Genomic DNA, 11722 nt, shown 5'->3' on the forward strand with positions numbered 1-11722 from the left:
ACCGTCGGTAACGACAACTGCGTCAGCTTCGAGAACATGAAGCTGCAGATTCCGGCAGACCGTTTCCGCTGCCACTACGTCAAAGCCAAGGTGACGGTGCTGCGCCGCACGGATGGGACGCTGGCGATCCTGCACGGTCCGCGTACATTGGCCGACTACGATAAAACAGGGAAAGGGCTGGCATCCAACTTAAAGGCCGCTGCGTAAGTCCGCCGCAATCGCCGGCGGCTAAAAATCCGGTTCCGGGCTGCGCCCTCCACCGAATTCTTAGCCGCCACCAATGCGGACAATTCATTTACTACAAAACCGGACAGCTCTATTTGTTGCCAACACACTGGCTGCTGCAAAATAGCCACCCCAGAGTACCTGCCCTGCTGCAAGAAACCGCAACGCGGATTAGTCCTTCAACCATTGCAGCAAAGGCTCCCACTGCTCGACATCCCGTCGATGGCGCGAGCTTGGTGGATCGAACACGGTAAGGCCACGGGCGGCAGCATTTACGTAATTTTGGGTGTGCCGGATATAACTGAGAATCGGAAGATTGAAATGCTTCAAAAACTCTTCCAGCATTGCTGCCGCCCGTGTTCGCGGGTCGACGCGCATGGCCACAATCCCGATGGCGTTGCGCCGTCCCCGCATATCCTGACGAATTGAACCAAGAAAATCTTCCGTCGCAGCCATATCAAAAACCGACGGCACGACGGGAATAATCACCTTGTCCGCCAAACGAAGATAGTCAGCAAGTTTGTAGCCTTGGAGGCCAGCAGGCGCGTCGAGTACGACCCAGTCCGGTTCTTTGGGCAAACTGATCAGCATCTGGTTGCCAGCAAAATATCCATTCACCGGTGCCATCGCGGAATCCCGGAAAGCCATCCAGCGCAGAGAGGACTGCTGGCGATCGAGATCGCACAAAGTGACCTTCTGCCCAGCATTGGCAAAGTGACCGGTAAGATTGGTAGCGAGTGTGGTTTTACCCGCACCGCCTTTAGGATTGGCAATGAGTACTGAACGCATTATTTCTCCCTGATATCCAGCAAAGCGCGCCAAATTGCGCGACAAGCCGTAATTATAGGCATGAAAGGAGACGATGCTGCTTCCACTGTCTCACAGCACATATTTCGCCAAATCGCTACAATGCTACCGATCAATTTACGACACGAAAAAATGACAACTGAAATTACCAAGCAACGCCAGGGCATTCAGTCCATCGAGGTCGGAGCTCGACTTCTACGAGCTCTTGCAGCCAATGGCCGATCGATGATGCTGCGGGATCTGGCTAAGAACGCCGCCATGCCAGCTGCAAAGGCGCATCGGTACCTGGTAAGTTTCATGCGCATGGGCCTCGTCGAACAGGACTCAAATACTGGACGCTATGACCTTGGAGGATTTTCGCTGGAACTTGGTCTGGCAAGTCTGGCCCGAATTGATCCCGTTCGTCTGGCAGCGCCTATTCTCGATGATCTTTGCGAACGCATAGGAGAGACAGTCGCTCTTGCAATGTGGGGCAACCATGGGGCCACTTGCGTTCGCTGGGTCGAAGCCGGCGGACCAATCACCATCACCCTGCGAACGGGTGTCGTTCTACCGCTCACCACTTCAGCCACGGGGCTTGCTTTTACCGCGTTCTACCGTTCGCCCTATTTGAAGAAGCAACTGGATGCTGAGTTGAGTTCCATTGCAGATTCCACAAATAGATCCATGGCGACGTTGACGCAAGAACTGGAATCACAGCTGAATGAAATTCGCATCCATGGCATATCCCGAGCCAGCGGTAGTATGACACCCGGAATCAATGGTTTCAGCGCCCCTGTTTTCGATCACACAGACCGCATGATCGCCGCAATCACCTCGCTCGGCACTATCGGCCACTTTGACATGGAGTGGAGCAGCCCCCTTGCCATACATATAAAGGAGGCCGCTGCGACTCTATCGAAACGGCTTGGTCACAGCAAAACTGAGACAACGCTGCAAACCCAGGAAGGAAATGCAGAGCCCAAGAAAACCAAAAAAATCAATAAAACGACTTGAGATAAGCGATTCGGCTCTGTATAATCCGCGGCTTCAAACGCGCAATGCGCCCGTAGCTCAGCTGGATAGAGTACTTGGCTACGAACCAAGGGGTCGGGCGTTCGAATCGCTCCGGGCGCGCCAGAATATGATTCAAGAACAAAGGGTTAGATCAGAAATGATCTAGCCTTTTTTCTTTTCTGCTGACGATGTGTCAGATTTGTGTCCTACAAATTGCAATGTCTTGCATTTGACATACCAACTTGAGACAATCCCCCAAAACAGCAATACATACAATGCAAGGGAGTTGGTGGCAATGCAGGAGCCTTCCCATTTTCGAGCAATATCACTAGTACTCGCCTTCTCGGTTGTTGCCGGAGGATGGTTCTTGTTCGAATACAGCAATCGACCCGCCCTCCACCCAACTTCTTCAAGCGATATCACCCCCAAGCCTTTGCCAGTTCAATCTTCTCACAATCAGGCAATCGCCCCCCCTACCCCGATACTTAGCAATTTGAGCAGTACCTATAAATGCGAGAAAGCTGGACACATTTCCTTTAGTGACAAGCCTTGCAATCCCAATGAGAAAACACTTGCTGTAACGGCTACTAAAATAGAAGCCCCAAGACCTAACAATGATCTTGAACGACAAAAGAATGCCGTGGCTTCGATGAAGGCTTCACGCCTCGAACGTGAGAAACAATATGCAGCGGCAGCAAAACGGGAATCGAGCACAAGCAAAACATCTCAGTTGAAAGAAGCCCACTGCAAACAAATTGATCTTGCGATAATCGCTAAGGATTCCGAATTGCGCCAACCGCACTCAGCTCAGTGGGGCGACTATCTGACTGCCGAACGCAAGAAACTGATGGACGAACGATTTTCGCTTGGATGCTAACTATCCTATAGTTCCACCTGTGCAATTAACGATTCGAGCCGATCCGCATAAGGCGCAAGATGACCTGCAGTAAGGTGCGCGTACCGCCTCACCATTTCAGAACTCTCCCATCCCCCCATTTCCTGCAAGGCGAAAAGCGGCGTTCCGTTTTGCACATGCCAGCTTGCCCAGGTATGCCGCAAATCATGCCACCTAAAATTCTCTATACCGGCACGCTCTAACGCGCTATACCAAGCTTTGGTGCTAACCTGAAGGATTGGGCTTCCGTGATACGTGAAAACACGTTGCGGGTGCTTCCCTGTCTGTTTCTGAATGATGCTCATCGCTTCCTGATTGAGCGGGACTGCAATCGCCCGTCTTGCTTTCGCCTGATCTGGATGAATCCATGCTGCACGGCGCTTTAGATCAACTTGTGACCAGAGCAAGCCGGTGACGTTGGCGCGTCGTAAACCGGTGGCCAGAGAGAATGCCGCCATATCCGCCAAATGAGGCGGCAATTCAGCCAGTAATCGCTGCGCCTCTTCTCGGGGCAAAAAACGAATTCGCCGAGTCGGTTCCTTCAACATGCGTATTTGTGGTGCTCTATCAAGCCAATCCCATTGATTTACAGCTCTTCGAAGAATAGCGCGTAACACTTCCAGAATACGATTTACCGTCGCATTGCTGACCCCTTCGGCCAACTTGGCATCCGTGATCAGATCAATCGTTGAACGACTGATAGTGTCGAGCAGCACTCCCGCCAAATGCCCGTCAAGCCAACGTAAATGAATCTTGTCAGTTTCAATCGTGGCTTTGTGTGACTGTTCCTTGAGCCAGCGTACTACGGCATCGTTCCACGTCCGGCGGGGTTTCTCCCCGAGTTTGGATAAGCGCCAAAGCTCCGACTTCAGCTTGTCGTGAAACTCTTGGGCATGAGCTTTGATTTCAGTCCCAGCAGACTGGCGTATTCGTTCTCCGCTGGGTGTGACAACATCGACCCACCACACCGTTCCGCGTTTATAGAGTGGCATTTTTCAACCTCGTTTTTAAGGGTAGCGCTTAAGAATTGCCGTGGTGCGGAGTACATCGAGCGCAGCCAGTCGGCCAGATCAACATCTAAAAAGACCCAACGACGACCGGCCTTGGCTCCGGGCAGCATTCCGCATTTCACGCGGCGACGCACTTCTTCGGGATGCATTTTCAAAAAGCCAGCCGCTTCTTCGAGCGTGAGTGTTTTCAAGACACTTCTCCTGGCACCGGATGATCGATGCGCTTAGGCAGTCCCATGACTGAGAGCTTCTCGATAATTTGCTCAGGCGTGTAGCCACAGACATGCTGCAACGTCCAGATGAGCTTGCCGTAACTTAATCGGCAATAACGAAGCAAAACATCCAGACCGATCACGGTCGTTTTTCTTGATGTTGCGATTCGGCTTTGTGTCGAAGAAATCCATTCAGTACAAGGATAGGCCGCCGCGAGATAGGGGCCGGGCGTGAGCAGCACATCCAATGGAATAACACGATCGCGGCTATGCAACTCCAACTCCCACCGTACCCAAGGGCTCAAGGGGTCACCGAGCTGCTTACCCTTTTCGTAGATTCGCAGAAGCTTCCCATTCACTCGTTTGCCAATGTAAAGCGTTTTCCCTGATCCAGAGCCAAAGTCATCGATCAGCTCTCCATTGGGAGGACGCCCCTTCCCGGAATGGAAATCGCCGGCCAAATACCATTCCACTGCACTGGATAGTGAAATCAACCCATCGTAATCATCGTGTGCCAGATCGACACGGGTAATTTTTGCCTTATGGCGCTTCAAAATCTCGCAAGCATCAATCCAACTCCTAACCATCGAACAACCTTCACCGGATAGACTAACCAGTGATGTTCCGGCCACACTATCGCCGCCAGTGGCAAAGATTCCATACCCGTTGCCGATCTCCCATGATTGCTCGTAGTTGAGATGTTTCCGATTCCGACATGAACCCAGAGCAAAGCCAAAAGCAGCGACTAACTGTCTGTCCAGATCAATAAGAGAACTTTCCCCATCTATGCGATAACGGAAAGTGAAGTTCAGCCAATCAATAAAGGCAGCGTAGGGATTAGGTTGATTGGAATGATTTTCCCCCCGTATTACCAGACGGGGGGTGATGCTCTCCTCAATCGCTTCAGCGTACTCAAGCGCTGCTGTTCCGGCCTCGTTTGTCCGTACGGTTGCCGCTGGCGCGGCAATCCGTGCGGCCAGCCCGAGACCGGCTGAGTTCACTTGTAGGTCCGACGAATTGAATGAGGGTGAATCCATACCCCGCACTGTAGGGGTACGGAGCCTCACTTGTCAAGGGGTTTGATTACCCCTTAGGCGATTTCCCGACGTTGCGCCTTCAATTCGTCGCTCTTGATTTCGCCACTAACTGCTTTCCAGAAGTTGCCAATTTTCTTTGCTAGCGAATAGCCAAGTGATCTCTCCGCACTCGGACCCTCTGGCGGAAAGAACTCGCGGATCTCAATGCCAAGAATTGCTTCGTACTTGCGAATAGTGCGCTTGTTGTGGATCAGGACAAGGGGCTTCCACCCTACGTGGTCGCCCAGGTGCAGCATTCCTAGAGCGGCTTCAAGTTCGTCGAACTGACCTCTAAAACGAGCGAAAGCTTGACGTTCTATGTCATGAAGCTTTTCGACACGATCCTTGTTGTAAGGAGCGAGCCGGTGAAGGTTCTTTGTGACTTCGGCTTGTGTGAGTGCCATGCCTAGACCCTTTGATTGTGGAAGGGTAACAATAGTCCATTAAGGGGTAACTATCAACCGTCCTCCACAACAACACAAACATTCGCAACCAATTTTCAAGCCTGTTAGCAGCAACCGCCTTGTTTTACCGCTGTGCGACGCGTAGCCTGTCATCTGTTTGAGTACAATTGTACGAATAGCTCCAGCCCCCATGTTCCTAGCCATGGTAAGTTGACGACGTGTTGATATCGCCGGTAGTATCATGAAACTTAATGCATTGAAGAAAATCAAACGCCAGTTGAAGGAGATGGAAAAGTCTCCTCAAAATCGCAACTATCGAGATCTTGTATCACTAGCAAAGCAACTCGGCAGAACTGAAGATAAACGCGGCAAAGAACCAACCTATTCGCGGATTCGCGACCCGGCACTAAGCCCTCCCCTCAGTATTCCAAAGCATTCAGGGGATCTTAAGACTGGAACTGCGCGCAGCATCATAGATGCGCTGCTGAGTGACATTGATGAATGGGAAATACATCTTGCAGAGGTCGGCGATGAAAATGAGGGCTAATGAAACCTCAACAAAAATAACTACAAGAACACATGAAATTCTGAATAAGGCGTATGCACGTCGACTGATTCCTGATGAAGACGGAGGTTATGTCGCATCAATTCACGAATTTCCTGGGTGTATTGCCGAAGGTGACACACCAGAACAGGCTATTAAAAATCTAAGCCGAGCAGCTGAATCGTGGGTTGAAGTAGCCTTAGCAAATGGATACGAGATTCGTGATCCTGTTTCATTTTATGGATATAGTGGAAAAATTGCATTGCGTATTCCTCGTGGTCTGCACAAACAGGTCGCTGAATTGGCGGAACTTGAGGACAGCAGCATTAACCAAATACTGGTTACTGCAATTGCGGAATACGTGGCTGGGAGAGGTGTTATTAAAGCTTTGTCAGAGGTCGTATCTTCTGAAATGCGAAAGGTAGTCTCTGATGGGTTGTTCTCTTTGTATCGCAACGGGGTAAATGCATTTGTCGTATCACTTGCTCCTCGGAGTATGAACAACCAACTCGGCGGGACTAGTAATAGCGCTCAAAATTCTGAACAGACAATCAATCTTGCTGAGACGGTTCGTCGTAAAGAACCAATGTTATTAGGAGTGGCAGGATAATGGCCAAGAAGAAATACCCCGCACGCGTACGATTTTTCGTCGCCGACGATATTCGGGTTGATGGCCCTAACCCTAAGCCAATAGTGCTCGGCTTATTTCCTGATGACGTGGTATTTGTAGGACTTGAGAAAGACCAAGTTGAGCCTTCTCCGGAAAAACCGCTCGTCTTGGAAAGTCTCGCTATTCTCGCTGCATTCATCGACTGTAAGGGTCCATTTGAGACTGAGGCAAGCTTGTACCAGCCAGATGGCTCACCGCTATTTGAAAAGAAAAAGATTGAAGGTGGCGTAAATACTGATAGTGCCGTAGGTAAAAATAGCATCAATTTCATAATGAAATTCATGCCTTTCACCGTATCTCGGTTTGGGATTTTCAAGCTTGTCATCAAACTTGGTACTAAGCCATACGAGTACGAATTCTCTATCCTCAAACGTCCTGCTGGGTAATTCTTCGATTTGATTACGATCGTCCTACCCCCTTCGAAACCAAGTCAAATCCATTATGTGTAGAAGAGTGCTTTACTGTGACTATATTGTGACTGTGCTAGCTTTGGCAGTCGGATGACAAGAGCACCAACCAATTGTTTAAATTACTATTTGTTTTTCATTTCTTGCCTACGAACCAAGGGGTCGGGCGTTCGAATCGCTCCGGGCGCGCCAGTAATACGTGAAACTGGGCACTTCATTATGAGGTGCCCTTTTTCATTTCCGCGGTCGCTTATGTCAGCCTTGCGTATTCCTCGATAGGTTTAACGGCTCATATCATGTGGAAAGAATTTAGAATGAGCACTGACTGAAATATTCACCAGCCAAAATTGGTGCAGTTACTGTTCTTCTATCAATGATTGATTGTAAAGCGAACAGCCATGATTGCCTTACGTTTGCCTACGCTGCACAGGCACATGCAGCCGTTCCATGTCTTCTTTGGAAGCCAGCATTGGCTCCCGTATTGAAGTGGCGAGGTTTTGATGTTATTTCAATCCAAGGTTATTTGCCCACGCTGCCAAGCGTCCCGATGCAGGGAATCAAGGTGGCTGTCACTTGAGGAAAAGCGGAAGCACCAGGAAAGCACTCCGTTTCGCTGTCTCGATTGCTCGTATAGATTCCTTTCGCGAAGACGTACTGGATTTAACAAGGTGCTAGCCTTTTCTGCGCCCGTTGCGCTCGTTTCGGTTGGTCTGGCCGTCGCCGCATCCGTCTGGTTGACTCCCGCTGAGGATCATTCGGCGCTAGACACGATGGCTCCGTCGGCCGTTCTTGACTTAGAGATAAAGAAGGCTGCAGAAGCGGGCGATGCAGATGCCCAGTTCAGGCTCGGCAACGCACTCCTGCAGGATCCAAGTCAGAGTACCCAGAATTCAGCGAATGCGATTCGCTGGCTGCAGTTGTCCGCCGAGAATGGAAACACCGAAGCCATGATCGTTCTAGGGCGCTTATCCCGGTCCGGCGTGGGTCTTCTGCAGAATTACGACCAAGCGTCAAAATGGATGCAGACGGCGGCTGCTCGCGGAAACCCTGTCGGCATGCTTGAATTGGGGCGTTTGTACCGAGACGGAGTAGGTGTGGCGAAAGATCCGGTGCTAGCCTATGTCTGGTTCAACCGAGCGTCGGCCGCGCGCAATATGGACGCCGTGCGCGAGCGCGAAGAGGTTGCCCGAACACTTTCGGCCGAAGAACTGAAAGAAGCACAAGTCCAGTCGCCTCGGAAAGATCCGAATAGTGGTCTACCTTCCGAAGTAGTAGCTCAGGAAGAGTAAACCGCGCGACGCGCGTCTAGCGCAACACTTCGAATCGGTGCCGCACAGGCTTGGCTGGGAAGCTGCCTACCGTGCCGACTCGCGCTGACCGTTTGGCTCCCAAACAGGCACAACCCCAGCCTCACCTGCAGGACAGACGAAAGCCGCGTCGACACCCACGCCCCCGACCCAAGCCAACCGCTCTCCACACCATAGATAAGGCAGCCGCACCCTTTCCCACGGCGGCACGGCAGCCTCCTGAAGCAAGTTGCGCAAGCTTCTGCGTGGTCGCCCTGCTTCCGGTTGCAAGCGCTCCCCCCCCTGTCGGGATAAGAGGCGGACCTGATCATCACCTAGCAGACTGCGGCGGATGCCTGCACCTGTCGTCGGCACGAACAACACCCGCCCACCCGCCCAAGGCAATTCAAGGTCGCCCGTCCAAGGCAAGGGCTTGTCTGGTATGGAAGGGCAAGGCTTGATGATATGCAGTTCGTTGCGGTAGAGGCGGAGCTCTCCGTCAGCCGTCGCCAAACAGGTTTCCGATTGCAGGCCGCCTTTAGCCAATTGGCGCAAGGCCTCATCAATCCAGCGCGCGTCAGGAGCACGAAAACCCGCCGAAAGCCATTCAAAGCGCAACAGGTTGCGTGCCCGCGATGGTGCAAGGGCGTTGAAATCAGTCAAGCCGATACGACCTGTCAATGTAGCCAAAGCGGCTCGGTCAATGGCCGCCAGGTCGTCGAGCAACAACGCGCTTTCAGCAAAGAGTCCGGCGGCACGCGCCAGCGCCTTCTGTGCTCCGGGGAATTTCTTATCCAGTAGCGGCATCACCGTATGGCGAAGATAGTTACGGCGATAATGCAAATCGTCGTTGCTCTCATCATCTATCCAACGCAGCGAATTTTCGGCGGCATAATCCTTAATGACCGCCTGCGTGATATCAAGCAAAGGACGAACCAGATTCGGCCCATGAGCTTGCGGACGCTCGACCAGCATGCCCGCCGCGCCGGCAATTCCAGCGCCTCGCAGCAGATTGAGCAGAACCGTTTCGGTCTGATCATCGCGATGATGGGCCAGGGCCAGCCAGTCCGCATCGCAGTTGAAAAACACGCCATGCCGCGCCCGGCGTGCCGCGGCCTCAAGCCCCTCATTGCCGTCTCTTGACACCTCGACGCGAACAATCCGCAAAGGCACCGCATCGCGCTGGCAGTACTCCGTGCAGAATTCGGCCCAAGCATCAGCGTTTGGACTGATCCCGTGGTGCACATGAATCGCCGATAGCTTGAAGGGGATACCCAAAGATGTACGCAGGCGGCTGAGCGCGTGCAGCAGAACAACCGAATCAAGTCCACCGGAGAAGCCAACGCAGAGGCGCGAACCCGGCGATATCCGAGGAGCAAAAAAGGAAGAAAGCTGCGTAACGAGCCGTTGAGCCGAATCAGCCTTCGAACGGTCAGTGCAGCGGCTGCTCTTTGGTGCGGCCATAGGCCATCAGCCGTGTAAAGCGGGCATCGAGCAATTCAACCGTGGACAGCGCACTGACGTGTTTCATGGCGTCCTGGAGCGCCTTCTTGAGGTTTTGCCCCATCGCCACAGGATCCCGATGCGCACCACCCACAGGTTCACTGACAACTTTGTCAATCAATCCCAGCGCCTTCAGGCGAGGGGCGGTAATCCCCATGATTTCCGCTGCGTCACTGGCCTTGTCAGCGCTCTTCCAGAGAATGGAGGCACAGCCTTCAGGCGAAATAACGGAATAGGTTGAATATTGCAGCATCTGCACTACATCGCCCACGCCAATCGCCAGCGCACCGCCCGAACCACCCTCGCCGATGACGGTCACAATAATCGGCACCTTCAGCTCGGCCATGACATAAAGATTTCGACCGATGGCCTCGGACTGGCCACGTTCTTCGGCGTCGATACCGGGGTAGGCACCAGGCGTATCGATGAAGGTCATCACCGGAATACGAAACTTTTCGGCCAGCCGCATCAGCCGCAGTGCCTTTCGATAACCCTCTGGGCGGGGCATTCCGAAGTTGCGGTAAACTTTCTCCTTGGTGTCGTTGCCCTTCTGGTGGCCAATAACCATCACCGACTGGCCGTTAAATCGTGCCAAGCCACCAACGATCGCGTGGTCGTCGGCAAAGGCACGGTCGCCGTGCAGTTCTTCAAAATCGGTGAAGATGAGACTTAGGTAGTCAAGTGTGTAAGGGCGCTGAGGATGTCGCGCTACCTGAGAGATTTGCCACGGAGTAAGTTTGGCATAGATATCCTTGGTCAGCACCTGCCCCTTTTTCTCAAGACGGGCGATCTCATCGGAAATATCCACGGCCGAATCGTCCTGCGCAAAACGCAAGTTTTCTATTTTTACTTGGAGATCAGCAATCTGCTGTTCAAAGTCGAGGAAACTGATTTTCATCAAGCTCGAGCCGGTTCTGAAACGGCACCCATTTTACCGCAAAGCCGACGAGAAGGCTCATCCGGCCTATGAAGCCTGAATACCGCAAGTACCCGCCACATCAAAGACCACACAGATTCTTCTGAAGAAATGCAAACGACGGCTTTGGATGTAATTCAATCTGGTGCGCCTGACCCAGCAGTTAAGGGGTCCAGAAACAAAAAAGCCTGCATTGCTGCAAGGCTTGGCCATCCTTGTGGAGACGGGCGGGATCGAACCGCCGACCTATTGATTGCGAACCAATCGCTCTCCCAACTGAGCTACGCCCCCGAGGAGCGGAGATTCTACGCAGCGTGATTTGCTGCGTCAATCACGACACCCAAGTCGAAATTGCGACTGATACCGAGAAAGGGTAGTTCGCTTGGCTGGGCACAAAAAAAGCTTGCCTTGGAGCAAGCTTTTTTGCCGCATAAAACAAATTATTTCTTCTTCTTTCCCTTGGCGCTAGCAACAGATGCCTTGAAGGTGGCACCAGCGGAGAATTTCGGCACGGTGGTCGCGGCAATCTTGATCTTTTCACCGGTCTTCGGGTTCTTGCCTTCACGGGCGGCACGTGCGGCCGCTTTGAAAGAGCCGAAACCAACGAGGCTTACGCCGTCACCACTGGCAACCGCCTCGACGATTGAGTCGATTACTGCATCTAAAGCCTTTCCGGAAGCAACTTTGGATAGCTCGGTGCGTTCGGAAATGGCGTCGATCAATTCAGATTTGTTCATATTGTCTCCTGTTGTTGATTGTAGAGAGCCGTAT

At 52.3% G+C, this 11722-nt stretch carries 15 protein-coding genes and 2 tRNA genes; 8 read left to right on the top strand and 9 right to left on the bottom strand.

All coding sequences use genetic code 11. From position 1 onward, the window contains the following. The coding region (locus PROAA_RS17990) for a hypothetical protein (RefSeq protein ID WP_186412670.1) at nt 1-207 on the top strand (207 nt) is incomplete at its 5' end. A gap of 189 nt (nt 208-396) precedes the next feature. On the opposite strand, the gene PROAA_RS17995 is transcribed toward PROAA_RS17990, so the two are convergent. After that, entirely contained in the window at nt 397-1059 is a 663-nt protein-coding gene (locus PROAA_RS17995) for a ParA family protein (protein ID WP_245664343.1), read from the bottom strand. Nucleotides 1060-1074: 15 nt separating this feature from the next. Between PROAA_RS17995 and PROAA_RS18000 the strand changes: the two genes are divergently transcribed. From PROAA_RS18000 to PROAA_RS18010, 3 genes are all read left to right on the top strand, one after another. Beyond that, nucleotides 1075-2028 carry an IclR family transcriptional regulator gene (locus PROAA_RS18000; RefSeq protein ID WP_245664344.1) on the top strand — a complete coding sequence of 318 codons (954 nt, stop codon included), beginning with the start codon at nt 1075-1077 and terminating at the stop codon, nt 2026-2028. Nucleotides 2029-2074: 46 nt separating this feature from the next. Then, a tRNA-Arg gene (locus PROAA_RS18005) sits at nt 2075-2151 on the top strand. A 172-nt stretch (nt 2152-2323) separates the two neighbouring features. Further along, entirely contained in the window at nt 2324-2905 is a 582-nt protein-coding gene (locus tag PROAA_RS18010) for a hypothetical protein (protein ID WP_186412671.1), read from the top strand. 5 nt (nt 2906-2910) lie between these two features. Here the strand turns inward: PROAA_RS18010 and PROAA_RS18015 are convergent, their stop codons facing one another. From PROAA_RS18015 to PROAA_RS18030, 4 genes are all read right to left on the bottom strand, one after another. Then, entirely contained in the window at nt 2911-3639 is a 729-nt protein-coding gene (locus PROAA_RS18015) for a tyrosine-type recombinase/integrase (RefSeq protein WP_245664345.1), read from the bottom strand. 152 nt (nt 3640-3791) lie between these two features. Beyond that, nucleotides 3792-4124 (bottom strand): helix-turn-helix domain-containing protein, encoded by a 333-nt coding sequence (locus tag PROAA_RS19220; protein WP_245664346.1) that lies wholly within the window; start codon nt 4122-4124, stop codon nt 3792-3794. Continuing rightward, entirely contained in the window at nt 4121-5146 is a 1026-nt protein-coding gene (locus PROAA_RS18025) for a replication initiation factor domain-containing protein (RefSeq protein ID WP_186412673.1), read from the bottom strand. The genes PROAA_RS19220 and PROAA_RS18025 overlap by 4 nt, the downstream gene beginning before the upstream one ends. 89 nt (nt 5147-5235) lie before the next feature. After that, nucleotides 5236-5625, bottom strand: a complete 390-nt coding sequence (locus tag PROAA_RS18030; protein ID WP_186412674.1) for a hypothetical protein — start codon at nt 5623-5625, stop codon at nt 5236-5238. 241 nt (nt 5626-5866) lie between these two features. Between PROAA_RS18030 and PROAA_RS18035 the strand changes: the two genes are divergently transcribed. From PROAA_RS18035 to PROAA_RS18050, 4 genes are all read left to right on the top strand, one after another. Continuing rightward, nucleotides 5867-6172, top strand: a complete 306-nt coding sequence (locus tag PROAA_RS18035) for a hypothetical protein (RefSeq protein ID WP_186412675.1) — start codon at nt 5867-5869, stop codon at nt 6170-6172. Further along, complete coding sequence (locus tag PROAA_RS18040) at nt 6156-6779, top strand: type II toxin-antitoxin system HicB family antitoxin (RefSeq protein WP_186412676.1); 624 nt, start codon at nt 6156-6158, stop codon at nt 6777-6779. The genes PROAA_RS18035 and PROAA_RS18040 overlap by 17 nt, the downstream gene beginning before the upstream one ends. Then, a complete protein-coding gene (locus PROAA_RS18045; RefSeq protein WP_186412677.1) occupies nt 6779-7225 on the top strand; it encodes a hypothetical protein in 447 nt (148 codons plus the stop codon). Before PROAA_RS18040 ends, PROAA_RS18045 begins: the two co-directional genes overlap by 1 nt. Before the next feature lie 689 nt (nt 7226-7914). Beyond that, nucleotides 7915-8535 (top strand): tetratricopeptide repeat protein, encoded by a 621-nt coding sequence (locus tag PROAA_RS18050; RefSeq protein WP_245664347.1) that lies wholly within the window; start codon nt 7915-7917, stop codon nt 8533-8535. A 66-nt stretch (nt 8536-8601) separates the two neighbouring features. Here the strand turns inward: PROAA_RS18050 and tilS are convergent, their stop codons facing one another. The 4 genes from tilS to PROAA_RS18070 form a co-directional block, all read right to left on the bottom strand. After that, nucleotides 8602-9996, bottom strand: coding sequence for a tRNA lysidine(34) synthetase TilS (gene tilS, locus PROAA_RS18055; RefSeq protein WP_186412678.1), 1395 nt, complete (start codon nt 9994-9996; stop codon nt 8602-8604). Continuing rightward, nucleotides 9965-10933, bottom strand: a complete 969-nt coding sequence (locus PROAA_RS18060; RefSeq protein ID WP_186412679.1) for an acetyl-CoA carboxylase carboxyltransferase subunit alpha — start codon at nt 10931-10933, stop codon at nt 9965-9967. The genes tilS and PROAA_RS18060 overlap by 32 nt, the downstream gene beginning before the upstream one ends. 236 nt (nt 10934-11169) lie before the next feature. Beyond that, nucleotides 11170-11242 (bottom strand) — tRNA-Ala (locus PROAA_RS18065). Between the two features lie 149 nt (nt 11243-11391). Further along, nucleotides 11392-11688 carry an HU family DNA-binding protein gene (locus PROAA_RS18070; RefSeq protein WP_186412680.1) on the bottom strand — a complete coding sequence of 99 codons (297 nt, stop codon included), beginning with the start codon at nt 11686-11688 and terminating at the stop codon, nt 11392-11394. Between the last annotated feature and the right edge of the window lie 34 nt (nt 11689-11722).

This window comes from Candidatus Propionivibrio aalborgensis, from assembly GCF_900089945.1.
In the GTDB taxonomy this organism is placed as follows: domain Bacteria; phylum Pseudomonadota; class Gammaproteobacteria; order Burkholderiales; family Rhodocyclaceae; genus Propionivibrio; species Propionivibrio aalborgensis.